Consider the following 25,160-nt stretch of genomic DNA (forward strand, 5'->3'; position numbering starts at 1 on the left):
TCCCTGACCCGGCCGCTCGCCCAGGGTTCGATTCACCGGGAGTTCAACCCGTGCCGTTTCACCGCCATCGAGATGGGGTAACGCGACCCCTACGGGCGCGATGCGCGCCAGCAAAGGCGCGCGCAATCGAGAGAGCGGTGGGTGTGAGACGGTGACCTCCAACACGACGGTGTGGGGGTACGTGTCCACGCATTACGAGCAGCTGATGTTCGACTCGTATCAGCACGTCAGCGCCGTCGTGCAGAGCGTGCTCATCGCGACTGTCATCGGCGTGGCGATCGGGGTGCTGACCTACCGCAACGGCCTGGCGGCAAATCTCGCGACGGCGACGTCGAGCGTCATCCTCACCGTCCCGGCGTTCGCTCTGCTCGGTCTGCTGATCCCGCTGTTCGGGCTGGGCGTCATTCCCAGCGTGGCGGCCCTGGTGCTGTACTCGCTGCTGCCGATCATCCGCAACACGATCGTCGGCCTCAACGCCGTCGATCCCGCGTTGACCGACGCGGCGCGCGGCATCGGGATGAGCCGGCTGGGCACACTGACGCGCGTCGAATTGCGGCTCGTGTGGCCGGCGATCGTGTCGGCCATGCGGTTGAGCACGCAGATGTCGATGGGCGTGCTCGCCATCGCGGCGTATGTGAAGGGTCCGGGGCTCGGCAACCTGATCTTTGCGGGGCTGGCCCGTGTCGGCAGCCCCACCGCTCTGCCGATGGCGCTGACGGCGACGCTGCTCATCGTGATCCTCGCACTCGCGCTCGACGCCCTGCTGGTCCTCGTCGGGCGCCTGACCACATCGAAAGGTGTTCGATGACAACCGATGTCACCGGAGTTCGGATCGAGCTGGACCACGTATCCAAGGTCTATCCCGGCGCCGACGAACCCGCCGTCGACGACGTCTCACTCGACATCCCGGCCGGCGAGATCGTCGTGTTCGTCGGCCCCTCGGGATGCGGCAAGACGACCACGATGCGCATGATCAACCGGCTCAGCGAGCCGACGTCCGGACGCATCCTGATCGGCGACGACGACGCGCTGTCGATCAAGCCGACGGAGTTGCGCCGGTCCATCGGATATGCGATCCAGCAGGCCGGCTTGTTCCCGCACATGACGATTCGGCAGAACGTCGGGCTGGTTCCGGGCCTGCTGAAGTGGGATCGTCAGCGCATCGACGACCGGGTCGACGAACTGCTCGACATGGTCGACCTGGAACCCGGCCAGTATGCCGACCGCTATCCACGCCAGTTGTCCGGCGGGCAGCAGCAGCGGGTGGGTGTCGCGCGCGCTCTGGCGGCCGACCCTCCGGTGCTGTTGATGGATGAACCGTTCGGCGCGGTGGACCCGATCACGCGCAGCACGCTGCAGGACGAGTTGCTGCGCCTACAAGACGACTTGCACAAGACCATCGTGTTCGTCACCCACGATTTCGGGGAGGCGGTCAAACTCGGCGACCGCATCGCGGTGTTGGGCCCGCAGTCCGCCGTGCTGCAGTACGACACCCCGCAGAACATCCTCGCCAATCCCGCGGACGAGACCGTGGCCGGCTTCGTCGGCTCCGGGGCGTCCCTGCGGCAGCTCGGACTGCTGCGTGTCGGAGACGTCGCCCTGGAATCGCGTCCCTCGGTGCACCACGACGACGCGATCGACCAGGTGCGCGCGACGCTCGCGGGCAGCGAGTGCGACTGGGTGGTGGTTCTCGACGGTCGCGAGCGTCCGGTCAGCTGGGTGCGTGCCGACCGGCTCAAGCATGCGGAGTCACTCTCCGACGTCGCAGAACACCTGGATGTCGTCAGCACCCAGGCGACGCTGGAAGACGCTCTGGAGGCCATCCTGGCCGAGCAGCACGCGTCGGCGGTGGTGACGGGACCCGGTGGCCGATACGAGGGAGTGGTCACCCTCGACACGCTGATCGGCACCATCACCCGGCTTCGTCGCGACGCGGAGGACAGCGCGGACACCGAGAACGAGGCGGACGGCCCCTCGTGACCTCGGCCGACACCGCCCAGAGCGCACCGGCGCGCACCGCCGCGGAGCGGTTGCGGCTGTTCGTCCAGCCCGTGCTGGTCGTCATCGTCGCAGCGGCCGTGGTGTTCTGGGCCTTCGATCGCGATCTGACCGCCACTCAGCAGGAGAACATCAACCCCGGCAACGTCGCGACGCTGATCTGGCAGCACCTGCTGATCACCGCAGCGGTCACCGCGATCGTCGTGCTGATCGGCGTCCCGCTCGGTGTCCTGGTCACGCGGCCGGGCGCAAAACTGTTGCGGCCGTTGGTCATCGGCATCGCCAATGTGGGTCAGGCGGCTCCCGCGATCGGTCTGCTGGTACTGCTGTTCCTGCTGACCGCCCGCACCGGCTTCTGGATCGGCGTGCTGCCGATCGCGCTGTATTCGCTGCTGCCGGTGCTGTCGAGCACGATCCTGGGTATCGACCGGGTGGACCGTTCCATGATCGACGCCGGCCTCGGACAAGGGATGTCGCGTACCGCGCTGCTGGCACGCGTCGAACTCCCGCTGGCGGTGCCGTTCATCCTGGCCGGGCTGCGGACCTCGCTGGTCCTGGCCGTCGGCACGGCCACCCTGTCGTTTCTGGTCAACGCCGGCGGCCTCGGCATCCTCATCGACACCGGTTACAAGCTGCAGGACAACGTGACGCTGATTCTGGGCAGCGTGCTGGCGGTGTGCCTTGCGCTGTTGGTGGACTGGCTCGGCGGGCTCGCCGAGTTCTTCGTCGGCCCCAAGGGTCTGCGGTGAACGGCCGCGGGCGGTTGGCCGCGCTCGCCGCCGTGGTCCTGCTGGTGACGACCGGTTGTGGGCTGGGGTCGGGCAGCGCGGTACCGCTGAAGGTGGAGCCGGGTTCGATCCAGCCGACGCCCGGTCTGGAGGGCGTGGAGATCACGGTCGGCTCCAAGGAGTACACCGAGCAGGTCATCCTGGGCTACATCCTCGAGTACACCCTCGCGGCGGCAGGTGCGCAGGTGCGCGATCTGACCGGCATCGTGGGCAGTCGCAGTACTCGCGGTGCGCAGCTGTCCGGCCAGGTCGACGTCGCCTACGAGTTCACCGGCAACGCGTGGATCAACTACCTCGGCCACGAGAAGCCGCTGCCCGACACGCGTGAGCAGTACGAGGCGGTGCGCGACGAGGATCTCGCCCGCAACGACATGGTGTGGCTGGAGCCCGGGCCGATGGACGACACCTATGCGCTGGCCGCGAGCGCCCGCACCGTGGAGCGCACCGGCGTGCGCACACTGTCCGATTACGCCGCACTGGTCAAGCGTGACCCGGCTGCGGCGCGCACGTGCGTCGACACCGAGTTCCGCGCCCGTCAAGACGGATTCCCCGGCATGGCGACGGCGTACGGCTTCGACCCGGCCCGGGCGATCACGCCGATCCTGCAGGTCGGCATCATCTACCAGGCCACCGCCGAGGGCACGCAGTGCGATTTCGGCGAGGTCTTCACCACCGACGGGCGGATCGCCGCGCTGGACCTCACCGTGCTGGTCGACGACAAGCAGTTCTTCGCGCACTACAACCCGTCGGTGACGATGAAGCGCAGCTTCTTCGAGGCCCATCCCGAGATCGCGGACGTGACCGCGCCGGTCACCGCGGCGATCACCAACGAGGTGATAACCGATCTGAACAAGCAGGTCGACGTGGAGGGCCGCGATCCCAGCGTGGTCGCGCGCGACTGGATGGTGTCGCGGGGCTTCGTGACCGTGGACTGAGCACGGTGTGACAACGGTCACAAAATTCCGGGCATAGTTCTGTCCCGCACCATTTCCGCGCAGAACCCGGTACCGGCGGTACCGTCTGGCCTCAGAGCGCCCCGTGATCGACGGGGTCGCGGGAAAGGAACGACGATGTTCGCACTCATCGGATTCGCCATCGTGGTCGCCGGGCTCATCATCGCCGCGGGAACGCCCTACCGGCAGACCTGGTACGGCCGCTGGAACCGCTGACGCTCGACGGCCGGTAGGTCCCTCATTCGGTTCCGTCGGCGACGCCGAGGTCACGGAGCTCTCCCTCGTCCGGTACGAATGGGGGGTGACGACCGTTCTGCTGCTGTCCACCTCGGACACCGATCTGATCACCGCCCGCGCCTCGGGTGCGCGCTACCGGTGGGCCAATCCGTCGCGGCTGGTCGACGGTGAGCTCGAGGAGCTGCTGGCCGCCGCCGACGTCGCGGTAGTGCGGATCCTCGGCGGTTACCGCGCGTGGGAGGACGGTATCGACGCGGTGGTCGCCAGCGGCGTGCCGACCGTGGTCGTCAGCGGCGAGCAGGCGCCCGACGCCGACCTGATGAACCGTTCGACCACGCCGGCCGGGGTCGCACTGCAGGCGCACGTGTATCTGGCGCAGGGCGGCGTCGACAATCTCGCGAACCTGCACGCCTTCCTGTCCGACACGTTGCTGATGACGGGCGTCGGCTTCGCCGAGCCTGCGAGCACGCCGGCCTGGGGTGTTCTGGAGCGTCCCGCCGGCCGAACCGACGGGCCCGTCGTCGCGGTGCTGTTCTATCGGGCGCAGCAGCTGGCGGGCAACACCGCCTACATCGAGGCGCTGTGTGAGGCCATCGACTCCGCCGGGGGAGTGCCGCTTCCGGTGTTCTGCGCCTCGCTGCGTACCCCGGAGCCCGAACTCATCGAACTGCTCGGCACCGCCGACGCCATGATCACCACCGTGCTCGCGGCCGGTGGCGCGACTCCGGCGGCGGTGACGGCAGGCGGGGCCGACGACACCTGGAACGTGGCTCACCTTGCCGCCCTTGACGTCCCGATTCTGCAGGGCCTGTGCCTGACGTCGTCGCGCGCCCAGTGGGACGCCAACGACGACGGGATGTCGCCGCTCGACGTGGCCACCCAGGTCGCCGTTCCCGAATTCGACGGCCGGATCATCACGGTTCCGTTCTCGTTCAAGGAGATCGACGACGAGGGGCTCATCACCTATGTCGCCGATCCCGAAAGGTGCGCCAGAGTAGCGGGTTTGGCCGTGCGGCACGCCCGGCTGCGATCGATCGGTCCCGCCGAGAAACGGGTCGGCCTGGTGTTCTCCGCCTACCCGACCAAGCATGCCCGCATCGGCAACGCAGTCGGTCTGGACACTCCGGCGAGCGCGATCGCGTTGCTGGGCGCGATGCGCGCGGCGGGCTACGACATCGGTGAGGTTCCTGGCCTCGACGCAGGCGACGGGGACGCGCTGATCCACGCGCTGATCGAACGCGGCGGCCAGGACCCCGACTGGTTGACCGAGACGCAGCTGGCCGGCAACCCGATCCGGGTGTCGGCGAAGGACTACCGGGCCTGGTTCGCCACGCTGCCCCGCGAGCTCGCCGACGCGGTGGTCGAACACTGGGGCCCGCCACCGGGAGAGTTGTTCGTCGACCGCAGCCGCGACCCCGACGGTGAAATAGTCATCGCCGCAATGCAATCCGGCAATGTCGTGATCATGGTGCAGCCGCCCCGCGGGTTCGGCGAGAACCCGGTGGCCATCTACCACGACCCGGACCTACCGCCCAGTCACCACTACCTGGCCGCCTACCGGTGGCTGGACGGGGCGTTCGGCAACAGTTTTCGCGCGGACGTCGTCGTGCACCTCGGCAAGCACGGCAATCTCGAGTGGCTGCCGGGCAAGACGCTGGGCATGTCGTCATCGTGCGGCACCGACGCCGCGCTGGGAGACCTCCCGCTCGTCTACCCCTTCCTCGTGAACGACCCCGGGGAGGGCACCCAGGCCAAGCGACGAGCCCACGCGACGCTGATCGACCACCTGATCCCGCCGATGGCGCGTGCCGAGACCTACGGTGACATCGCCCGTCTGGAACAGCTCCTCGACGAGCACTCCACGATCTCCGCGCTCGACCCGGGCAAGCTCCCGGCGATCCGTCAGCAGATCTGGACGCTGATGCGGGCGGCCAAGATGGACCACGATCTCGGGCTCGAGGACCGCCCCGACGAGGACTCCTTCGACGACATGCTGCTGCACGTCGACGGATGGCTGTGCGAGATCAAGGACGTGCAGATCCGCGACGGTCTGCACATCCTCGGCCAACGACCTGCAGACGAGAGCGAACTCGACCTGGTGTTGGCGATCCTGCGGGCACGGCAGCTCTTCGGCGGCGAGCAGACCGTGCCCGGGCTGCGCCAGGCTCTCGGGCTGGCCGAGGACGGCCATGACGACCGCGCGGCAGTCGACGAGGCCGAAACCAGGGCGCGGGAACTCGTTGCGGCCCTGCAGGACAGTGGCTGGAACGCCGATGTCGTCGACTCTCTGACCGACGACTCCGCGGTCGCGGCGATCCTGCGGTTCGCGGCCGTGGAGGTGGTGCCGCGGCTGAGGCAGACCGCCGGGGAGATCGACCAGGTGCTGCGGGCGCTCGACGGCCACTTCATCCCGTCGGGCCCGTCGGGATCACCCTTGCGCGGACTGGTCAACGTGTTGCCGACCGGACGCAACTTCTATTCGGTGGATCCGAAGGCGGTGCCGTCCCGGCTGGCCTGGGAAACCGGTGTCGCGATGGCGGATTCGCTCCTCGAGCGGTACCGGGCCGATCACGGACGCTGGCCGGAATCGGTGGGCCTCTCGGTGTGGGGCACGTCGGCCATGCGCACCGCCGGTGACGACATCGCCGAGGTGCTCGCGTTGCTCGGGGTCCGTCCCATCTGGGACGAGGCGTCGCGCCGGGTGGTCGATCTCGAGGCCATCCCGCTGGCCGAGCTGGGCCGGCCCCGCATCGACGTGACCGTGCGGATCTCCGGGTTCTTCCGGGATGCCTTCCCGCATGTGGTCGCGATGCTCGACGACGCGGTACGACTCGTCGCCGGTCTCGACGAGTCCGACGAGGACAATCTCGTGCGTGCGCACGCGCAGGGTGACCTCGCCGAGCACGGTGACGAACGACGAGCGACGACAAGGATTTTCGGCTCCAAGCCGGGAACCTACGGCGCCGGCCTGCTCCAGCTCATCGACAGTCGCAACTGGCGCGACGATGCCGACCTGGCCGCCGTCTACACCGCGTGGGGCGGCTTCGCCTACGGTCGGGGCCTCGACGGCGCCCCGGCCACCGACGACATGAACCGGGCCTACCGCCGGATCGCCGTGGCCGCGAAGAACACCGACACCCGTGAGCACGACATCGCCGACTCCGACGACTACTTCCAGTATCACGGCGGCATGGTCGCGACGGTGCGCGCGCTGACCGGTACCGCGCCGGCGGCCTACATCGGAGACAACACCCGACCGGACGCGGTACGCACCCGCACCCTGTCGGAGGAGACCACGCGCGTGTTCCGGGCCCGCGTCGTCAATCCGCGTTGGATGACCGCGATGCGCCGGCACGGGTACAAGGGTGCGTTCGAGATGGCCGCGACGGTGGACTATCTGTTCGGCTACGACGCCACCGCGGGTGTGATGGCGGACTGGATGTACGAACAGCTGTCGGCGAGCTACGTCCTCGATGACGAGAACCGCAAGTTCATGAACGAGTCCAACCCGTGGGCGTTGCACGGGATGGCCGAACGCCTGCTGGAGGCGGCCGGGCGTGGCATGTGGGCTGCTCCTGAGCAGGCGACCCTCGACGGTCTCCGGCAGGTGCTGCTGGAGACCGAGGGCGATCTCGAGGGCTGATCCCGCTACATTTGTGCCATGCCCGTGACGTTCGCCGAGGTCGCCAAGTCCGAGTACATCCTGCTCACGACGTTCACCAAGGACGGTAGGCCGAAGCCGACCGCGATCTGGGCGGCGCCGGCGGGGGACAAGCTGATCGCCATCACCCAGGAGAAGTCGTGGAAGGTCAAGCGCATCCGGAACACCTCCCGGGTGACCATCGCCCCGTGTGACCGAGGCGGCAAGCCCAAGGGCGAGGCGGTGGAAGCCACTGCGCGGATCCTCGACAAGTCCGCCAACGCCGCGACCTACGACGCGCTGGGCAAGCGGTACGGCCTGATCGGCAAGGTGTTCAACGTCTTCTCCAAGCTGCGCGGCGGCATGGACAAGAACGTCACCATCGAGTTGGCGGCGAGCTGACCGATGGCACCCACCTTCGCCGACGTCTACCGCGAGAAGTACCTGCTGCTGACCACCTTCACCAAGGACGGCAAACCGAAGCCCACTCCGGTGTGGGGTGTTCCCGACGGGGACAAGCTGTTGATCATCACCGACGACGGGTCGTGGAAGACCAAGCGGATCAACAACACTCCGCGCGTGACGATCCAGAAGTGCGGCGTGCTCGGCAAGGTCAAAGGTGAGCCCGTCGAGGGTGTCGCCCGGATGCTGCCCAAATCCGAGACGCGCCGGGTGTTCACCCTCATCATCAAGCGCTACTGGAACCACGCCTGGTACTTCATCCCCCAGGCGATCCTGCGCGGCGGTATCGACAAGGTGCACGCCGCCATCGAGGTGACCGCCCCACCTGCCGGCAGCTAGGAACCGAACGCGCGCCCCGGACGTTGACCGGACATGGCGATGAGGCTCTTCGCGCTCTACGTGGTGGTCGAGATGGCCGTGCTGGTCGCGCTGACCGCGACGATCGGCTTCGGCGCGACCTTGCTGGCGGTCGCGGGCACGTTCCTGCTCGGCCTCGCGCTGGCCGGGTCCCAGCTGCGCCGCCACCTGCGCCGTCTGCAATCCGGGCTCACCGCGGACAACGCCGCCGGGGTGGTCACCGACAGCGCTCTGATGGCGCTCGGTACGGTGCTCGTCGTGATTCCCGGGCTGGCCAGTTCCGTCGTCGGCGCACTCCTGTTGCTTCCCCCCACCCGCGCAGTCGCGCGTCCCGTCGTCACCGCGATGGCCGCCCGGCGGGCGCCGCTGATCGTCGGCGCGGGTACGGCCTCGGGGTTCGGCGCACGGCGGTTCGCGCACCGACCGTCTCGAGGTGACTACATCGACGGCGAGGTCATCGAAGTCGTCGATGCTCCCGCCGCCACCCCCGAACCCCAGGCCGAACCGCGTCGTCTGCCGGAGTGAACGCCACCCGTCTCCTGCTGGGTGGGCGCATCCACAGCCCTGCCATGCCCGACGCGACCGCCATGGCCGTCCGAAACGGGGTGATCGCCTGGCTGGGCAGTGACGCCGTCGGCCGGGCACAGTTCCCGGACGCGGAGATCGTCGACCTCGCCGGCGGGTTCGTCGCACCGGCCTTCGTCGACAGCCATGTGCACGTCACGGCCACCGGCCTGAGTCTGACGGGCCTCGACCTGCGCACGGCGACCTCGCGTCACCACTGCATGGACCTGGTCGCCGCCCATGCCCGCGCGCATCCCGACGGGGTGCTGTGGGCGCACGGATGGGACGAATCGGGCTGGCCCGAACAGGCCCCTCCGACCGTCGAGGACGTCGACGCCGCCGTGGGACCGGGCCGAATGGCCTATCTGGCCCGGGTGGATGTGCACTCCGCGCTCGCCTCGACGGCGCTGCAGCGCGCCGCGGGTGTCGCGGGACACGGCCCCCTGACGGCCGACGATCACCACCGGGTGCGCCGCGTCGCCCGCGACCACCTGACCGTCGCCCAACGTGACGAGGCTCGCCGGGCCGCGCTCGACCTCGCGGCGTCGCGTGGCGTCGTCGCCGTCCACGAATGTGCCGGGCCCGAGATCGGCGGTCTCGAGGATTGGCGGGAACTGCGCGCGGTGGAGCACGGCGTGGACGTCGTCGGCTACTGGGGTGAGGCGGTCGGCTCGGCCGACGCAGCCCGCGCACTGATCGCCGAGACGGGCGCGCATGGACTGGCCGGTGACCTGTTCGTCGACGGGGCCCTCGGCTCGCGCACGGCGTGGCTGCACGAGCCGTACGCCGACGCGGCGCCAGGGTGCGCGACGCCGCACGGCACCGCCTATCTCAGCGGTGACGCGATCGTCGCGCACCTGATGGCCTGCACCGAGGCAGGCCTCACCGCCGGCTTCCACGTCATCGGCGATGCCGCGGTCACCGCGGTCGTGGACGCGCTGGGTTTCGTTGTCGACGAGCTCGGCAGCGTGGCCGTCGCCCGTTGCGGGCACCGCCTCGAACACCTCGAGATGGTCACCGAGGAGCAGGCCGCCCTGCTCGGCCGCTGGGGTGTGATCGCGAGCATGCAGCCCGCCTTCGACGCGCTGTGGGGCGGTCCGCGCGGCATGTATGCCCAGCGTGTCGGGCCGACGCGCGCGTCGGGGATGAACAATTTCGCGCTGTTAGCATCCCAAGGCGTGCCCCTTGCCTTCGGTTCCGACGCCCCGGTGACCGACATGGATCCGTGGTCTGCGGTGCGCGCGGCAACCTCGCATCGCAGCGCAGGCAGCGCCGTGTCGGCCCGCGCCGCCTTCGCGGCCGCCACCCGGGGAGCCTGGCGCGCCGGCGGCGTCCGCGACGGTGTGACGGGCACGCTCGTGCCGGGTGCGCCCGCCTCCTACGCCGTGTGGGACGCCGACGAGTTCGACGTCAGCGCCCCCGCCGATGCGGTGCAGCGCTGGTCGACCGACCCTCGCTCTCGAGTCCCGGTGCTGCCCCGTCTCGACGGTGATGCCCCGCGGTGCCGGCAGACGGTGCATCGAGGCGCGATCCTCCATGGCTGAGGCCACCGAACGCGAACCCGAAGCCGAACCCGTCACCGCCCAGCCCCTGTCGCGACGACAGCGGATCGGTCGGGCCGTGGTGGACCGGCTGCCGCAGTTGACGGCCGCCCTACTGGGTGGGCTGATGCTGTGCCTGAGTTTCCCGCCGTTCGGCTGGTGGTTCGCCGCCATCGCCTCCTTTGCCGCGCTGGGCTGGGTGCTGACCACGCGGTCGACGACGACCAAGGGCGGATTCGGTTACGGGCTGCTGTTCGGGCTCGCGTTCTACATCCCTCTGCTGCCCTGGATCAGTGGACTCGTGGGCCCGGTGCCGTGGCTCGCGCTCAGCGCCGTCGAGGCGCTGTTCCCGGCGCTGTTCGGGCTCGTCGCGGTCCTCGTTCGCAGGGTGCCCGGCTGGCCGCTGTGGTTCGCCGGCCTGTGGTCGGCGCAGGAGTGGCTGAAATCGACGGTGCCGTTCGGCGGATTCCCGTGGGGTGTCGTCGGCTACTCGCAAACCCAGAGTCCGGCGTTGCCGCTGGCCTACTTCGGCGGGGCCCCGCTGGTCTCTTTCGGTGTCGTGCTGGTCGGCTTCGGTGTCGCGGCGATGACGATCGAGGTGATCAGGTGGTGGCGCAGCGATCGCGCCGCACGCGCCGCGGCACCGCCGGCCGTGGTGTTGCCGGGACTGTGCGTGGCCATCGTGCTGCTCACCGCCGCGCTGGCCTGGCCGCATGTGCGCAAGGCCGGTGCCGGCGTCGGCGACGAACCGCCGGTCACCGTCGCCGTCGTGCAGGGCAACGTGCCGCGGCTGGGGCTGGAGTTCAACGCCCAGCGGCGTGCGGTGCTCGACAACCACGTCAAGGAGACGTTGCGCCTCGCCGACGACGTGCGGGCGGGCCGGGCACCGCAGCCCATGGTGGTGGTCTGGCCGGAGAACTCCTCGGACATCGATCCGTTGGCCAACGCCGACGCCGCCAAGGAGATCTCCGCGGCCGCTGCAGCGATTCGGGCGCCGATCCTCGTGGGCGGCGTGCTCGCCGCCCCCGGCTACCGCCGTGACAACCCGGTGTCGACGAACTCGGTGATCGTCTGGGACCCCGACACCGGGCCCGCCGACCGCCACGACAAGCAGATCATCCAGCCGTTCGGCGAGTATCTGCCGTGGCGCGGCTTCTTCAGCAAGCTCTCGTCGTATGCCGACCGGGCCGGCTACTTCGTGCCCGGCCACGGTGACGGCGTGGTGCGGGCCGCGGGCATCCCCGTCGGTGTCACCACGTGCTGGGAAGTGATCTTCGACCGCGCCGCCCGCGAAGCCGTCCGCAGTGGCGCCCAGCTGCTCGCCGTCCCCAGCAACAACGCGACCTTCGACGAGGCGATGAGCGAACAGCAACTCGCGTTCGCCCGGTTGCGAGCGGTCGAGCACGATCGCTACGTCGTCGTCTCCGGGACCGTCGGGATCAGCGCGGTGATCTCCCCGGCAGGTCGCGAGCTGGCGCGCACGCAGTTCTTCGAGCCTGCCTACCTGGATCAACAGATCCGGCTGCGGACGTCGCTGACCCCGGCGACCCGGTTCGGTCCCTACGTCGAGGCGGTGCTGGTGGCCATCGGCGGTGCGGGGATCGTGGCGGCCATGCTGCACAATGGATTCTTCGTGCCAGCAAGATTGAGGCGTCGGCGGTCGACGTCCGAGAACGGCAAAGGAGCCACATGAGCGTCCCCGGCAGCCCCGGTGGCCAGGAAGTCGGCCCGGAAGCCGCGGCGAAGCCCAGCGCACGCACCCTCGTGATCATCCCGACCTACAACGAGCGCGACAACCTGCTCAAGATCATCGGCCGGGTCACCAAGGCTGCGCCGCAGGTGCACGTGTTGGTCGTCGACGACGGTAGCCCCGACGGCACCGGCGCGCTGGCCGACGAACTCGCGCTGTCCGATCCCGACCGCGTCCACGTCATGCACCGCACCTCCAAAGACGGTCTCGGCGCGGCGTACCTCGCCGGTTTCGCGTGGGGGCTGAGCAGGCAGTACACCGTGCTGGTGGAGATGGACGCCGATGGCAGCCATGCCCCCGAGCAGCTGTACCGGCTGCTCGACGCCGTCGATCGCGGCGCGGATCTTGCGATCGGCTCGCGCTATGTCGACGGTGGGGAGGTGCGGAACTGGCCGCGCCGCCGGATGGTTCTGTCCAAGACGGCCAACGGGTATTCGCGCATCCTGCTGGGGGTGGACATCCACGACATCACCGCGGGCTACCGCGCGTACCGACGTGAGGTGCTCGAGAAGATCGACCTGGCCGCCGTCGATTCGAAGGGCTACGGGTTCCAGGTAGACCTGACCTGGCGTTCGATCAACGCCGGGTTCACAGTCGTCGAGGTGCCGATCACGTTCACCGAACGCGAGCACGGGGTCTCGAAGATGGACGGCTCGACAATCCGCGAAGCCATCCTCAAAGTCGCACAGTGGGGCATCCGGGCCCGGTTGGACCGGGCCCGGGGCACCGCCCGCTGATCAGCCCCTGCGGCGGGTCTTGATGATGTCGAGGCGCTCCTTGAGCAGTTCCTCGAGCTCTTCGACCGAGCGGCGCTCCAGCAGCATGTCCCAGTGGGTGCGGGGCGGCTTGACCTTCTTGGGCTCGGGCACATCACCTTCGATGAGCGTGCCCTCCATGCCGTTGCGGCACAGCCAGGTACCGGGGATCTCGGCATCGTCGGCGAATGGAACGTCGAATTCCTCGCCGTTGTCGGTGCGGTAGCGGGCGACCTGACGCGGCGCCAGGTCGTGATTGCGGTCAGTCTCGTAGCTCACAGCTCCGAGGCGGCTGCCCCTCAAGACGCGATCAGCCATCGTCAACTCCTCTTCAGCGCATGTGGTCCGGGGTATTCAACGCAGATCTGATCAACGGAGTTCCCGACTCGGCCCTCGATGATACCGGGATCCGAGTATTCCTCGGTTTAGAGTCGGCGCGTGACCGCCTCCCCGGACCGGCTGGCTCCTCCTCGCAGATCCCGTACACGTCCTCAGATGTGTCGGTGGTGTGGCCGCGAAGTGGCCGACGCGGGGCTGGGGAGACGGCGCCAGTACTGCCGGCAGTCCTGCCGGCAGCGGGCCTATGAACAGCGTGCCCTGGTCAAGGGGTCCGCGGTGGCCGAAGACGCGGTCGTGCTGAGTGCCGAGGAGGCCTCGGTGCTGTCCGACCGGGTCTATGAGGTGCGATGCGCGGCCGAGGACATGGCGACCGCCCTCGAGGAGGGCGCCGAGCCGAGCGAACTCCGGGAACTGTGTGACGCGGTGATGCGCGCGGCGCGCGCGGCCGACGGGTGGCGCTGAGCTGCGCCTGACACGTCGATGGACGATTGGTTCGAGCGCAGCCCGTTCGTCGGGTTCGTCCCGTGGATCATCTACTGGGTGGTGGCCGACGGCCCGAGCACGTGGCTGTTCGGCGCCGTCTGCGCGGTGCTCGCCACTCTGATCCTCGGCGTGTCGGCCGGCGTCGCCGGGGTGCGGATGCTCGACATCGTCACCGTCGTGTTCTTTGCCGGCGTGACCGTGGTCGGCCTGGTCGTCGGTGCCCAGGATCGCGACTGGATGGACACCTACGCCACCACCCTGTCCAGCGGAGTGCTCGCGGTGATGTCGCTGGGCTCCCTGGCGTTCGAACCCTTCACCGCCCAGTACGCGCCGGCGTCGGCGCTCCGGCAGGACTGGGAGCAGATGGCGTTCCGCCGCACCAATCAGGTCCTGACCCTGATGTGGGCGCTGGTGTTCGCGTTGATCGCAGTGCTGGGCTACCTCGCCGCCACCGCGCCGGCGACTGTGCATCTCACCAAGGCGGTCATTCCGGTGGTGGTGATCGTCGGGGCCGTCGGCATGACCCAGGCGTACCCCGGCAGGGTTCGCGAGAAGGCGCGGCAGCAGCACCTGTGAGTGGTCAGCAGCGGTACGCGGCCCCGACGCCCGGTGGTGGCGCCACGGGCTGCAGGCAGCCGAACGGCACCACACCGTCCGCGCTGATCCGCACGGCGGACCGGTGCGCATAGTTCACGCAGAACAGGCCTGCGTCGGCGCTACGGCAGCGCGTATCGCCGATGCTCAGCGCGCGACCGGTCGGCAGTTCCGCCCCTGATCCGGCGATGAACGGCCCCGGATCACCGCGCAGCGCACCGACGCGCAGGTCAGCACCCGGGAACACCACCCAGCCCGCCTTCCACATTCCCTCGGCGTCCGCGGGAGGCGGGGGTGGGGCGGTCAGGTCCAGCAGACACGTCAAGCTGTCCGCGGTGGTCATGCACTGGGTGTTGCCCGACGGTGCCCCCGATGGAGCGGTGAAGGCGATGTCGTCGCCCAGGCGGGTGGTGACACCGTCGCGGAACGCGACATGGAAGGTGGCGGCGTCCGCCGCAGCGGCCTCTTCGACGAACGCGATCACCTGGTCGATCGTGGCGCTCTGGCTCGGCGCAGCCGCGGCCTGGGTGGTCGACGGCGCGGCGGCGGTGCTGGTCGTGGCCGTTTGCCGGGGCGGTTCGGGTGCTGCCGACTCCGGCCGGCCGTCGGTCGACGATGCGCAGCCGGCCACCAGGGTCGCCACCGCGAGCAGGCCGGCCATGCGCATGACGCCAGGCTAGCCGCCCGACACGACACGGTCGGCGCGGCGTGCCGGGCGCATGTTCGCTACCGTCGGGAAGATGCACGAGCACACCGTGCGGGTCAGAACCGCATCCGGCGTCGTCGAAGGATTCACCCGCGACGGCGTTCACCGCTGGCGGTCGATCCCCTACGCCAAGCCGCCCGTGGGCCCGCTGCGATTCCGCGCACCCGTTGCGGTTCAGCCGTGGTCCGGCGTGCGGCACTGTCACGGGTTCGGCGCCTGCGCACCGCAGCAGCGCATATACACACTGCTGCGGCCTGGCAAGTACCAGCCGATGAGCGAGGACTGCCTGACGCTCAACGTGGTGGCGCCGGCCGAGCCGCACACCAGACCCCAGAGCGGGACACTGCCGGTGATGGTGTTCATCCACGGTGGCGGTTACCTGCTCGGCAGCTCGGCGACGCCCATCTACGACGGTGCCGCGCTGGCGCGGCGCGGGTGCGTCTATGTGTCGGTGAACTACCGTCTCGGGGCGCTGGGCTGTCTCGAGTTGTCGTCGCTGTCTACCCCCGAGCACCCGATCGATGACAACCTCTTCCTGCGGGATCTGGTGATGGCGTTGCGCTGGGTCCGCGACAACGTCGCCGCGTTCGGTGGCGACCCGGACAACGTGACGATCTTCGGGGAGAGCGCAGGCGCCCACGCAGTCGCGACGCTGCTGGCCACCCCGGACGCTGCGGGCTTGTTCGCCCGTGCGATCGCGCAGAGTCCCAGCAGCGGCATGACCCGCGGCGCCGATATCGCCGAGCAGTACGCAGAGCGGTTCGCGCGCTCCCTCGGGGCAACGGGGTCCGACGCCGCCGAGGTGCTGATACGCACCCGGCCGGCGGATCTGGTGACGGCGTTGGAGCGACTCATCGTCGAGGGGCAGCGTGAGATGTTGGGCGCCTTCGCGATCGGACCCACCTACGGTACCGAGTACCTGCCGACCAACCCCGCCGACGCGATGGCCGACGGTAGCGCGCACCGCGTCCCGCTGATCGTGGGGACGAACGCCGACGAAGGCCGGCTGTTCACCCGCTTCCTCAAACTGTTGCCGACCACCGAGCCGGCCATCGAACGCCTGCTCTCTCAGGCGGAACCCGGTGTGCGGGAACGCATTCTGGCTGCCTACCCCGAGTATCCGAAGCCGGCGGCGTGTGTTCGGCTCGGCGGCGATTTCATCTTCGCCTCCGCGATGTGGCAGATCGCCGAAGCGCACAGCCGACACGCCCCGACGTATGTGTACCGCTACGACTACGCGACGCGGGCGCTGCATCTGACGGGGCTGGGCGCCACGCACGCGATGGAGTTGCTCGCGGTGTTCGACGTCTACCGGTCCCGATACGGGAAGCTGCTGGCAGCCGGACTCGATTCGCGCGCTGCCGGCAAAGTGAGCGACGACATCCAGAGGCGTTGGCTGACCTTCGCGGTCGACGGAATGCCCGGCGAGGACTGGCCGCAGTACGACCACGACGAACGGGCGGTGATGGTGCTCGACAGGCGCCGTCGGGTCGAGCACGATCCGCACGCGGAGCGGCGAGAGGTGTGGAGGACGTTCGAGTTCGCGTAATCGCGTGCTCGCCGCTGCGGTGTGTGGTTGCGTTAACGGGTGTCTGATGCGCCGCCCCCATCCACTGCCCATCCGCTCGATCCACTCGATGAGGCCGAGTTCCGCGCGGTCGCCACGGTGTTGCGACGCGACCGCGATGTCCGGACGACGCCCGCGGGTGAGCCGGGGCAGCGCAGGGGCTGGCGGTTCGCCTCGATCGAGCTGATCGAGCCGTCGAAGGCCGAGCTCGCCGACTTCGACGCGGGCGGAACGCGACTTACGCGGCGCGCGTCGGTGGTGTGCTTCGACCGCAGCACGAACGCCACCTACAAGAGCGTGGTCTCGCTGACCGACGATCGCGTGGAGTCCTTCGAACACGTGCCCGGCGTTCAGGCCAACTTCACCGTGGACGAATTCACCGAGTGCGACCGGCTTCTGCGCAGCCATCCCGATGTCATCGCCGCGCTGCGCGGTCGTGGAATCACCGACATCGACCTCGTGTTCTTCGACACCTGGACCTACAGTGAGGCGGTCGCGCCGCCCGAGTTCCGCGACCGGCGCATCGGCTGGTCGGACAGCTGGGTCAAGGGCGCACCGGGTGCCAACCCGTATGCGCGGATGCTCAGTGGTCTGCACTGCGTGATCGACCTCAATGCAATGGAGCTGTTGCGCGTCGAAGACGTGGGACCGTTCTCACCGGCCGGCGGGGCGACACCGCCGGAGGTCATGGGGGAGTACGTGCCCCGTCACATCCCCGACGGCGTGCTGGGTCGCAGCCGCAGGGAACAGCTCAAGCCGTTGCACATCACGCAGCCCGAGGGACCGTCGTTCTCGATCGACGGCAACCTGGTGACGTGGCAGAACTGGTCGCTGCGAGTGGGTTTCAACCACCGCGAGGGCATGACGCTGCACACCGTCCGGTACCGCGACGGCGACCGCTACCGGTCCATCGCTCACCGGATGTCGTTCGCAGAGATGGTGGTGCCCTACCGCGATCCGTCACCGGACCACTACCGGCGCACCGCTTTCGACATCGGGGAGTGGGGCCTCGGCTTCATGACGACGTCTCTGGAGCTCGGCTGCGACTGTCTGGGGGAGATCCGCTATCTCGACGCCGTGCTGCACGACAGCGCCGGCGAGCCGTATCGGATCACCAACGCGATCTGCCTGCACGAAGAGGACAACGCCGTGCTGTGGAAGCACGTGGACCACGACATCGGTGCCGAGGTACGCCGCATGCGCCGACTCACGCTGTCGTTCCACGTCACCGTCGCCAACTACGAGTACCTCGTGTACTGGCGCCTCTACCAGGACGGCAACATCGAGTGCGAAGTCCGCGCGACCGGCATCATGGTGACCACGCCCCTGCCCCCGGGCGCCCCCAGTCCGAACGGCACGATCGTCGACGAACGCACCTATGCGCCGTTCCATCAACATTTTCTGGTGGCGCGTCTCGACATGGACGTCGACGGCACGGACAACACGGTCGTCATGAGTGAGTCCGCCGCCGAGCCGATCGGCCCGGACAATCCGTACGGCTTGTCACTGGTGACGCGCAACGTGCCACTGCGCACCGAGGGCGAGGCCCGCCAGGATGTCGATTTCGCCACGCAGCGCGCCTGGAAAGTGGTCAACCCCAACGTGGTCACCGGTATCGGCGCCCACCCCGCCTACAAGCTGGTCCCCACCGGAGCCATTCCACCGATGTTCGATCCCGCCTCGCCGGTGCTGCAGCGCGCCGGGGTCATCGCCCACACCCTGTGGGTCACCCCGAATCGACCCGATGAGCGTTGGCCCGCAGGCGAATTCGTGAACCAGTCGGTCCGCGACACGGGGTTGACGCACTGGACCGCGGCCGATCGGCCCATCGAGAACACCGATGTGGTGCTCTGGTACGTGTTCGGCATCCACCACATCACCCGGCCCGAGGACTGGCCGGTGATGCCGGCCGACATCGTGTCGTTCTGGCTCAAACCCTTCGGCTTCTTCGACCGCAATCCCGCACTCGACGTCGTCGACACCCCGCCGCAGGCGTGTCACACCTTGAGCACCAGCGCGCACCACTGAGCCTCGTGGTCGCCAAATCCGCCGCCTTGTTCGTGCTCGCGGCGGTTCTCGAGATCGGCGGAGCCTGGCTGGTGTGGCAGGGAGTGCGTGAGCATCGCGGCTGGCCGTGGATGGGGGTCGGCGTGATCGCGCTGGGCGCCTACGGATTCGTCGCCGCGTTCCAGCCCGACGCACACTTCGGCCGGGTGCTCGCCGCCTACGGCGGCGTGTTCATCGCCGGCTCGCTGCTGTGGGGGATGGCGATGGACGGTTTTCGGCCGGATCGATGGGATGTGTGCGGCGCGCTGGTGGCCCTGCTGGGCGTCGCGCTCATCATGTACGGCCCGCGCTGAGCGGTCACCCGAGATGGGCGCTGTCGTCGTCGAGGTCGTCGCGGCTCAGTCCCATCGGCGTCCCGGCCGGGACGTCGCCGGCCGCGATCACGGCGCGCGTGATCGGTGTGAGGGCACCGAACAACGCCTCGACCTCGTCGTCGTCGAGGACGTCGAGGGCGGCCAGCGCGAGCGCGTCGGTCCGGTCCTCGATGTGCTGCTTGAGCGCGCGGCCCTGGTCGGTGATGGCACCGTCGGCGTCGAGCACTCCGCGCCGGCGCAACGCGTCGCGGTGCGCGGCCCACTGCGCGTCGTCGTAGTCGCGGCTGCGTTTGATCATCTCCTCGGGCACCCGGCCGGCGGCAGCGTGCAGCACATTGCACTCGCGGCCGGACAGTCCCTCGGCGGTGAGCACGGCGACGTGGCCGTCGCCACGGTGTTCGCGGAGCAGGGTGGCCGCGTGCCAGAGGCGGGCCACCGGTTCGTCCGGCCAGGCCACCGCTCGGTTGGCGGCGTAGAGCACCCGACCCTCGATCTGACCGCCGGCCGCTGCGCGGGCGGCCAGGTCAGCCGCGCAGCGCGCCTGGATCTCGGTGACACCGCACCGGCGCAGCGCAGCCACCGCCCCCCTCTCGCGAGCCCGCAGGGCCTCGGCAGGGGGTGCCGTGTCCCACGCGGCGGGCAGGGCCTTGGCGACCCTGTCCGCGGCGAAGTTGTAGAACGCCGCGGTGACGACCTCGGCCGGCACGATGCCCAGCGGCGCGGACCGGGCGGCGAAGTAGCCCATCCAGAACCCGCGATAGCCGAGATCGTCGAGGGCTGCCCGGGCCTCGGGCGCGAAGTAGGTGACGGCATGTACCGGTTCGATCCGGTCGAAGAAGCGGCGGGCCAGCGTGATCGGGCGGCCAGAGCGGTTGTCCACCCTCGCAGTCAATCACCCCGCGGTGGCCGGTCTGCTAACGTCCCCACCACCGTGGATCGAGGGTGACGGGCAAGCAGATGGCCAAGCTGATCAGGGGGTTCGCCGGGCTGGCTGTCGGCTGTGGCGCCCTTCTGGCGTGCAGTTCCCCGGTGAGCTCCGACGCGATCCCTGCCGTGGCGCCCGAGGATCTGCAGACCGACATCGCAGACCGCCTCGCGAAGGCGGGGGAGACACCGGAATCTGTCATCTGCAAAGACCCGCTGGTCGGGGAAGTCGGGCAGTCCGCCCGGTGTGACGTCGTACTGAGCCCGACGAACAGCTTCGAGCCGATCGTGACCGTCACCGACATCGACGGTGCCTCGATCCTCTACGAGATGATCCCTGCACTGTCGCGACCCCAACTCGAACGCGCCGTGGCGCGGCTGGTGTCGAGCCCGCCGGATGCGGTCGCGTGCCTGTCGGGGCTGCCCGGCCGCGCGGGGGCATCGGCCCAGTGCGACGTGTCCGTCGGTGGTCCCCCGGTGCGCCGCACGGCGACGGTAACCGGCGTCACCGGGTTGACGATGACGTTCGACCTGGTTCCGCTGCTGACCAAGGCCGAGCTCGAGACCTCCTTGCTCGACGAGCTCACCGGCCGGGTGAATCGGCGGCCGGACTCCGCGGTCTGCGGTGGCAACCTGGAGGGCCGGGTGGGCGATTCTGTCGACTGCACGGTGGTCTCCGGCACGGAGCGCGCCGAGCTGACGGTGACAGTGACCGCCGTCGACGGCACCAGGATCGACTACACCTACGCGCCGCGGCGCTGACGTCAGTCGTCGGCGGCGACCGCGGAGGCCGCCTCGTCGATGATCGCCCGCATCGCGTTCTCGGCGGCGTCGGAGTCGCGCAGGCGGACCGCACGGGCCACCTCGTCGTGCAACGCGATGGCCGCCGGGTTGGGTGTCGCGGGCATCATGCCGTGATGGGTGCGCCCGGCGAGCACCTCGGCGACGACGTCGTAGAGGGCGCGGAACATCTCGTTACCGCTGGCCTCCAGCAGGGTTCGATGAAAGACCTTGTCGGCCAACAGGTATGACTCGAGATCACCGGAGCGTCCGTGTACGACCATGTCGGAGACCGCGGCGGCCATGATGCGGCACTGGTGCGGATCGGCGCGCTGCGCGGCCAGCGCGGCGGCTGCCGGCTCGAAGCCGCGCCGCAGTTCGGACAGCGAGGTGAGCTGCCTCGCGCGATCGTCGGAGTCGAGGCGCCACCGGATCAGTCGGGGATCGAAGACGTTCCAGGTCGCGGCCGGTTGGATCGTGATGCCCACGCGGCGCCGTGAGGCGACCATGCCCATGGACTCGAGAACGCGGATGGCCTCGCGGGCGACGCTGCGTGACACCCGGTACCGCACGCACACGCCGTCGAGGGTCAACACGTCGCCCGGAGCATGTGTGCCGGCCACGATCGCCGTCCCCAAGGCGCTCAGCACGCTGCCGTGCAGGGCTGCGGACGGCGTCTCGGTCACGCAATCATCCTGTCATACGCTGGGCTGATGTCGATTAAGCAGATGCAAATCCGTGATTGTCTTGCAATCGTATGCCTATTGAGGCATTGTGTGTGACGGCAGGCACAGCAGGGTAGGAGGATCAGGTGGCGTCACCCGTCGTGGTCATGGGCGTATCGGGCTCGGGTAAATCGACTGTCGGTGCCGCTCTGGCACAACGGTTGCGGGTGCCGTTCGCAGACGCAGACGACTTCCATCCCGCCGAGAACATCGCGAAGATGACCGCGGGTCATCCCCTCGACGACGATGACCGGCATCCCTGGCTCGAGGCCATCGGCGTCTGGCTGGCGCAGCGCTGCGAGAGCGGTGGCGTGATGAGTTGCTCGGCGCTCAAGCGCAGCTACCGCGATCAACTGCGCACCCATTGCCCCGATGTGCAGTTCCTCCATCTCAGCGGTACCCCGGACGTCATCGCCCGCAGGCAGGCGAGCCGGCCGGGCCACTTCATGCCGGCCTCACTTCTGGCCTCGCAGTTCGCGACGCTCGAGCCGCTGGACGCCGACGAGCCGGGCACCACCATCGACGTCGATCAGAGCATCGACGCGATCATCGACACCTACTGCACCACAACATCTTCGGCGATCGAACAGGAGAAGTGATGGACTCGTCAATGCTCACCGTCCTCGCGGCGGACACAGAGCTACCCGAACCGGTGGCATCGGGCTGGCAACTGGTGCTGGCCGCGCTGGCCGGTATCGCGCTGATCGTCGTGCTGATCACCGTGGCGAAGCTGCACCCGTTCCTCGCGCTGATCTTCGGCGCGCTGACGGTCGGCATCGTGGCGGGGGAGAACGTCGGCGACGTGCTCGACTCCTTCTCCGACGGCTTCGGCAGCACCGCCGCAGGCGTCGGCATCCTGATCGCCCTGGGCGCGATGTTCGCCAAACTGCTGGCCGATTCCGGGGGCGCCGACGAGATCGTGGACACGATCGTGGGGCGGTCCTCGCCCCGGGCGCTACCATGGGCGATGGCGCTGGTGGGTGCGATCATCGGGCTCCCGATGTTCTTCGAGATCGGCCTGGTGCTGTTGATGCCTGTCATCTACCTCGTCGCCAAGCGTTCAGGGCAGTCCCTGATCACCATCGGAATCCCCGCTCTGGCAGGTCTTTCGGCGATGCACGGGCTCGTGCCCCCGCACCCCGGCCCGCTCACGGCGATCGATCTGCTCGGCGCCGATCTGGGTGTCACGCTGGCTCTCGGCGTCGCCGTCGCGATCCCCACCGTCATCGTCGCGGGTCCCCTGTTCGGCAAGCTGGCCGGACGCTGGGTCGTCATCGACATCCCCGACCGGTTCGACAGCGACACCGGCGCGCGGCGGCGCGACAGTACAGTTTCCGACGCCGATTCCGGCGGCGCGCTACCCACCTCGGGGGGCAGTTCGCTGGCCACCCAGACCGTCGACCAGCGGTCCCGGCCGCGGTTCGGGATCACGCTGTTCAGCGTGCTGCTTCCGGTGGCGCTGATGATGGGTAAGTCGCTGGCCGACATCTTCATCGACGACGACGCGAACCTGATCCGCCAGACGTTCGACATCCTGGGTCGTCCGCTCGTGGCCCTGTTGATCGCCGTCATCGTCGGCATCTTCACGCTGGGTCGGGGAGCAGGGATGACGCGCGATCAGATCGTCACGTGTGTCGAGTCCTCGTTGCCGCCGGTCGCCGGGATCATCCTGATCGTCGCCGCCGGCGGCGGCTTCAAGCAGGTGCTCGTCGACAGCGGCATCGGCACTCTGCTCGCCGACTGGGCGCGCGGCGCCAACATGTCGGTCATCCTGCTGGCCTGGGTGATCGCCGTGCTGATCCGGTTGGCCACCGGTTCTGCGACCGTTGCCACCATCACGGCGTCGTCGCTGATGCTCGGCCTGGTGGATGGCCTGAGCACCGGCGAGGTGTCGCTGGTGGTGCTCGCCGTGGGTGCCGGGTCGCTGTTCTTCTCCCATGTCAACGACGCCGGCTTCTGGCTCATCAAGGAGTTCTTCGGGATGAGCGTCGGGCAGACCATCAAGAGCTGGTCGGTGATGGAGACGGTGCTGTCGGTGACGGGCCTCATCCTGGTACTGCTGCTGGGGATCGTCATCTGATCCCCGGCGGGGGCCTCAGGCCTTCTGCACCTGGGTCCCGCCGGCGAGCTCGTCGTGCTTGCCCTGCTTGGTGGGGCTGCCGTTGATCGTCACCGCGATGACGACGATCGCCACCACACCGAGTAGGCCGCCGATGAACGGGATGATCGGGAGCAGCGTCCACGAGTTACGGATCGCCGACTGCGTAGCGGTCGGTTTGGGCGCCCCGCCGGGGCCGCGCACGCTGAGCCCGAGCAACTTCTTGCCCGGGGTCCAGCCCTGGGTCACCTCGAACGCCACGTAGTAGATGAAGCTCATCGCGCCGGTGAAGAGCCCGGTGATCCAGATGTTCGACGACGCGCCGATCGCGAAAACGATGATGCTGCCCACGATGCCGACGATCAGGCCGTCGATCAATCGGGCCGCGAAGCGCACTCCGAGGCCACCGGGCTGGCCGCCGCCGCCGGGCGGCGGATAGGACCCCGGGTAGCCGTACTGGCCGGATTGCGGGGGATAGTCGCTGGTCATCGGAGGAGCTCCTTCTCACGGCGGCTGGCTGCGAGCCCACCGTACCCAGCAGTCAGCCCCCGCGAAAGGGCTTCGCGGGGGCTGGCGCTCGGATGTGGGGTCAGCGCAGCTGCTTGCGGCGCTTCTTGACTTCGGAGCTTGCGGTGTCGGCCAGTTCTGCGGCCCGCCCACGCGCGATGTCCGCGGAGCGCTGGGCCCGTTCGCGAGCGGCGTCCGCGAGATCCGGCGCGCGGTCACGGGCGGCGTCGGCGATCTCTTCACCGCGTTGCCGGGCCAGCACCGCCCACTCACCACCGCGTTCGCGCGCGACGTCGGCCAGCTCGCCGCCACGTTCGCGAGCCACCTCGGCGAGCTCACCGCCGCGCTCCCGCGCGACCTCCGCCAGCTCTCCGCCGCGTTCCCGGGCGATGTGCGCGAGTTCGCGCCCGCGCTCCGCGCCCACATGCAGACCGTGTCCCACCTTGTCGGCGAACTCGCTGTCGGCCAGCGAGCCGCCCGCGGCTGCGCCGACCGGGAGTGCCGCGGTGACGGCCTCGGCGGCCTTGCGTGCCGCGCGACGGCCGCGCCAGCCCAGCGACGGCTTCCCCTCGGTGTCGACCGCGGCGATGATGAGGCCGCCGATGAGGCTGATGTCGGTCACGAACGCGCGCCGCTCGTCGGCCTTGCGCGCAGGATCGGTCTGGTTCCAGAAATTGTGTCCGCTCAGGGATCCCGGCACGACGGTCAGCGCCAGCGCCGCCGACGCGAACCGCGGAAGCTTGCCGGTCGCCAGCAGCAGGCCGCCGCCGATCTGGACGGCCGCGTTGATCCGAGCCACCGTCTCGGCGTCCGACGGCAGATTGGTGCTGACCGGATCGGGCAGCTTGCTGAGCCCGTCAAGCGTGTTCTGGGTGGACTGGGCTGCGGGTTTCGGGCTCCGCAGGGCCTCGATCCCGCGAGAGATGAACACGGCGGACAGCATGGGGCGCGCGACGCGACGGATCAACATGGGGGACATGTTCCCACGCGGTTCGGCGACCAAACCCGACC

25 protein-coding genes are annotated in these 25,160 nt (G+C 69.1%); 19 read left to right on the top strand and 6 right to left on the bottom strand.

The window, feature by feature from the left end; genetic code table 11:
- Positions 1–205 precede the first annotated feature (205 nt).
- From MHN84_RS19340 to MHN84_RS19390, 11 genes are all read left to right on the top strand, one after another.
- Positions 206–808, top strand: a complete 603-nt coding sequence (locus tag MHN84_RS19340; RefSeq protein ID WP_241206177.1) for an ABC transporter permease — start codon at positions 206–208, stop codon at positions 806–808.
- The gene (locus MHN84_RS19345) at positions 805–1,980 is read left to right on the top strand and encodes an ABC transporter ATP-binding protein (protein ID WP_241206122.1); all 1,176 of its coding nucleotides are present in this window, start codon (positions 805–807) and stop codon (positions 1,978–1,980) included. Before MHN84_RS19340 ends, MHN84_RS19345 begins: the two co-directional genes overlap by 4 nt.
- Positions 1,977–2,747, top strand: coding sequence for an ABC transporter permease (locus MHN84_RS19350; RefSeq protein WP_241206123.1), 771 nt, complete (start codon positions 1,977–1,979; stop codon positions 2,745–2,747). The genes MHN84_RS19345 and MHN84_RS19350 overlap by 4 nt, the downstream gene beginning before the upstream one ends.
- Positions 2,744–3,721 carry a glycine betaine ABC transporter substrate-binding protein gene (locus MHN84_RS19355; protein ID WP_241206124.1) on the top strand — a complete coding sequence of 326 codons (978 nt, stop codon included), beginning with the start codon at positions 2,744–2,746 and terminating at the stop codon, positions 3,719–3,721. The genes MHN84_RS19350 and MHN84_RS19355 overlap by 4 nt, the downstream gene beginning before the upstream one ends.
- Before the next feature lie 319 nt (positions 3,722–4,040).
- Positions 4,041–7,619: a cobaltochelatase subunit CobN gene (gene cobN / locus MHN84_RS19360; RefSeq protein ID WP_241206125.1), complete on the top strand. Its 3,579-nt coding sequence runs from the start codon at positions 4,041–4,043 to the stop codon at positions 7,617–7,619.
- Between the two features lie 18 nt (positions 7,620–7,637).
- Positions 7,638–8,018 (top strand): PPOX class F420-dependent oxidoreductase, encoded by a 381-nt coding sequence (locus MHN84_RS19365; RefSeq protein WP_241206126.1) that lies wholly within the window; start codon positions 7,638–7,640, stop codon positions 8,016–8,018.
- A 3-nt stretch (positions 8,019–8,021) separates the two neighbouring features.
- Positions 8,022–8,417 carry a PPOX class F420-dependent oxidoreductase gene (locus MHN84_RS19370; protein WP_241206127.1) on the top strand — a complete coding sequence of 132 codons (396 nt, stop codon included), beginning with the start codon at positions 8,022–8,024 and terminating at the stop codon, positions 8,415–8,417.
- A gap of 33 nt (positions 8,418–8,450) precedes the next feature.
- On the top strand, positions 8,451–8,960 hold the full coding sequence (locus MHN84_RS19375) for an FxsA family protein (protein WP_241206128.1): 510 nt from the start codon (positions 8,451–8,453) through the stop codon (positions 8,958–8,960).
- Between the two features lie 44 nt (positions 8,961–9,004).
- Positions 9,005–10,543: an amidohydrolase gene (locus tag MHN84_RS19380; protein WP_241206178.1), complete on the top strand. Its 1,539-nt coding sequence runs from the start codon at positions 9,005–9,007 to the stop codon at positions 10,541–10,543.
- Positions 10,536–12,233: an apolipoprotein N-acyltransferase gene (gene lnt / locus MHN84_RS19385; RefSeq protein ID WP_241206129.1), complete on the top strand. Its 1,698-nt coding sequence runs from the start codon at positions 10,536–10,538 to the stop codon at positions 12,231–12,233. The genes MHN84_RS19380 and lnt overlap by 8 nt, the downstream gene beginning before the upstream one ends.
- Complete coding sequence (locus MHN84_RS19390; protein WP_241206130.1) at positions 12,230–13,027, top strand: polyprenol monophosphomannose synthase; 798 nt, start codon at positions 12,230–12,232, stop codon at positions 13,025–13,027. The genes lnt and MHN84_RS19390 overlap by 4 nt, the downstream gene beginning before the upstream one ends.
- Here MHN84_RS19390 and rbpA read toward each other — a convergent pair whose 3' ends face one another.
- Positions 13,028–13,363, bottom strand: coding sequence for an RNA polymerase-binding protein RbpA (gene rbpA, locus MHN84_RS19395; RefSeq protein WP_046365694.1), 336 nt, complete (start codon positions 13,361–13,363; stop codon positions 13,028–13,030).
- Between the two features lie 177 nt (positions 13,364–13,540).
- Between rbpA and MHN84_RS19400 the strand changes: the two genes are divergently transcribed.
- Positions 13,541–13,846: a hypothetical protein gene (locus tag MHN84_RS19400; protein ID WP_241206179.1), complete on the top strand. Its 306-nt coding sequence runs from the start codon at positions 13,541–13,543 to the stop codon at positions 13,844–13,846.
- A gap of 18 nt (positions 13,847–13,864) precedes the next feature.
- Positions 13,865–14,443, top strand: coding sequence for a hypothetical protein (locus MHN84_RS19405; RefSeq protein ID WP_241206131.1), 579 nt, complete (start codon positions 13,865–13,867; stop codon positions 14,441–14,443).
- 4 nt (positions 14,444–14,447) lie between these two features.
- On the opposite strand, the gene MHN84_RS19410 is transcribed toward MHN84_RS19405, so the two are convergent.
- Positions 14,448–15,128, bottom strand: coding sequence for a hypothetical protein (locus MHN84_RS19410; RefSeq protein WP_241206132.1), 681 nt, complete (start codon positions 15,126–15,128; stop codon positions 14,448–14,450).
- 73 nt (positions 15,129–15,201) lie between these two features.
- Between MHN84_RS19410 and MHN84_RS19415 the strand changes: the two genes are divergently transcribed.
- Genes MHN84_RS19415 through MHN84_RS19425 form a run of 3 tightly spaced genes read left to right on the top strand, consistent with a single transcriptional unit; the run spans position 15,202 to position 19,094 of the window.
- Positions 15,202–16,716, top strand: a complete 1,515-nt coding sequence (locus MHN84_RS19415; protein WP_241206133.1) for a carboxylesterase/lipase family protein — start codon at positions 15,202–15,204, stop codon at positions 16,714–16,716.
- Positions 16,717–16,755: 39 nt separating this feature from the next.
- On the top strand, positions 16,756–18,762 hold the full coding sequence (locus MHN84_RS19420; RefSeq protein ID WP_241206134.1) for a primary-amine oxidase: 2,007 nt from the start codon (positions 16,756–16,758) through the stop codon (positions 18,760–18,762).
- 5 nt (positions 18,763–18,767) lie between these two features.
- On the top strand, positions 18,768–19,094 hold the full coding sequence (locus MHN84_RS19425) for a YnfA family protein (protein ID WP_241206135.1): 327 nt from the start codon (positions 18,768–18,770) through the stop codon (positions 19,092–19,094).
- A 4-nt stretch (positions 19,095–19,098) separates the two neighbouring features.
- On the opposite strand, the gene MHN84_RS19430 is transcribed toward MHN84_RS19425, so the two are convergent.
- Entirely contained in the window at positions 19,099–19,995 is an 897-nt protein-coding gene (locus MHN84_RS19430; RefSeq protein ID WP_241206136.1) for a hypothetical protein, read from the bottom strand.
- Between the two features lie 62 nt (positions 19,996–20,057).
- On the opposite strand from MHN84_RS19430, the gene MHN84_RS19435 reads away from it, so the two are divergent.
- Positions 20,058–20,801, top strand: a complete 744-nt coding sequence (locus tag MHN84_RS19435) for a DUF4333 domain-containing protein (RefSeq protein ID WP_241206137.1) — start codon at positions 20,058–20,060, stop codon at positions 20,799–20,801.
- Between the two features lie 2 nt (positions 20,802–20,803).
- Here MHN84_RS19435 and MHN84_RS19440 read toward each other — a convergent pair whose 3' ends face one another.
- Entirely contained in the window at positions 20,804–21,505 is a 702-nt protein-coding gene (locus MHN84_RS19440) for a FadR/GntR family transcriptional regulator (RefSeq protein ID WP_241206138.1), read from the bottom strand.
- A 125-nt stretch (positions 21,506–21,630) separates the two neighbouring features.
- On the opposite strand from MHN84_RS19440, the gene MHN84_RS19445 reads away from it, so the two are divergent.
- Both MHN84_RS19445 and MHN84_RS19450 read left to right on the top strand, forming a co-directional pair.
- Complete coding sequence (locus MHN84_RS19445; RefSeq protein WP_241206139.1) at positions 21,631–22,143, top strand: gluconokinase; 513 nt, start codon at positions 21,631–21,633, stop codon at positions 22,141–22,143.
- The gene (locus MHN84_RS19450) at positions 22,143–23,624 is read left to right on the top strand and encodes a GntP family permease (RefSeq protein WP_241206140.1); all 1,482 of its coding nucleotides are present in this window, start codon (positions 22,143–22,145) and stop codon (positions 23,622–23,624) included. The genes MHN84_RS19445 and MHN84_RS19450 overlap by 1 nt, the downstream gene beginning before the upstream one ends.
- A gap of 15 nt (positions 23,625–23,639) precedes the next feature.
- Here the strand turns inward: MHN84_RS19450 and MHN84_RS19455 are convergent, their stop codons facing one another.
- Entirely contained in the window at positions 23,640–24,131 is a 492-nt protein-coding gene (locus MHN84_RS19455; protein ID WP_241206141.1) for an RDD family protein, read from the bottom strand.
- Positions 24,132–24,231: 100 nt separating this feature from the next.
- A complete protein-coding gene (locus MHN84_RS19460) occupies positions 24,232–25,119 on the bottom strand; it encodes a DoxX family protein (protein WP_241206142.1) in 888 nt (295 codons plus the stop codon).
- Positions 25,120–25,160 lie beyond the last annotated feature (41 nt).

The organism is Mycobacterium sp. PSTR-4-N (assembly GCF_022348085.1).
Lineage (GTDB): Bacteria > Actinomycetota > Actinomycetes > Mycobacteriales > Mycobacteriaceae > Mycobacterium.

Bases quoted from the DNA above. Each gene is read 5' to 3' on its own strand.
- MHN84_RS19340 (WP_241206177.1), top strand. From the start codon at position 206: ATGTTCGACTCGTATCAGCACGTCAGCGCCGTCGTGCAGAGCGTGCTC.
- MHN84_RS19345 (WP_241206122.1), top strand. From the start codon at position 805: ATGACAACCGATGTCACCGGAGTTCGGATCGAGCTGGACCACGTATCC.
- MHN84_RS19365 (WP_241206126.1), top strand. From the start codon at position 7,638: ATGCCCGTGACGTTCGCCGAGGTCGCCAAGTCCGAGTACATCCTGCTC.
- MHN84_RS19370 (WP_241206127.1), top strand. From the start codon at position 8,022: ATGGCACCCACCTTCGCCGACGTCTACCGCGAGAAGTACCTGCTGCTG.
- MHN84_RS19375 (WP_241206128.1), top strand. From the start codon at position 8,451: ATGGCGATGAGGCTCTTCGCGCTCTACGTGGTGGTCGAGATGGCCGTG.
- MHN84_RS19380 (WP_241206178.1), top strand. From the start codon at position 9,005: ATGCCCGACGCGACCGCCATGGCCGTCCGAAACGGGGTGATCGCCTGG.
- lnt (WP_241206129.1), top strand. From the start codon at position 10,536: ATGGCTGAGGCCACCGAACGCGAACCCGAAGCCGAACCCGTCACCGCC.
- MHN84_RS19390 (WP_241206130.1), top strand. From the start codon at position 12,230: ATGAGCGTCCCCGGCAGCCCCGGTGGCCAGGAAGTCGGCCCGGAAGCC.
- rbpA (WP_046365694.1), bottom strand. From the start codon at position 13,363: ATGGCTGATCGCGTCTTGAGGGGCAGCCGCCTCGGAGCTGTGAGCTAC.
- MHN84_RS19400 (WP_241206179.1), top strand. From the start codon at position 13,541: ATGTGTCGGTGGTGTGGCCGCGAAGTGGCCGACGCGGGGCTGGGGAGA.
- MHN84_RS19405 (WP_241206131.1), top strand. From the start codon at position 13,865: ATGGACGATTGGTTCGAGCGCAGCCCGTTCGTCGGGTTCGTCCCGTGG.
- MHN84_RS19410 (WP_241206132.1), bottom strand. From the start codon at position 15,128: ATGCGCATGGCCGGCCTGCTCGCGGTGGCGACCCTGGTGGCCGGCTGC.
- MHN84_RS19415 (WP_241206133.1), top strand. From the start codon at position 15,202: ATGCACGAGCACACCGTGCGGGTCAGAACCGCATCCGGCGTCGTCGAA.
- MHN84_RS19450 (WP_241206140.1), top strand. From the start codon at position 22,143: ATGGACTCGTCAATGCTCACCGTCCTCGCGGCGGACACAGAGCTACCC.
- MHN84_RS19455 (WP_241206141.1), bottom strand. From the start codon at position 24,131: ATGACCAGCGACTATCCCCCGCAATCCGGCCAGTACGGCTACCCGGGG.
- MHN84_RS19460 (WP_241206142.1), bottom strand. From the start codon at position 25,119: ATGTTGATCCGTCGCGTCGCGCGCCCCATGCTGTCCGCCGTGTTCATC.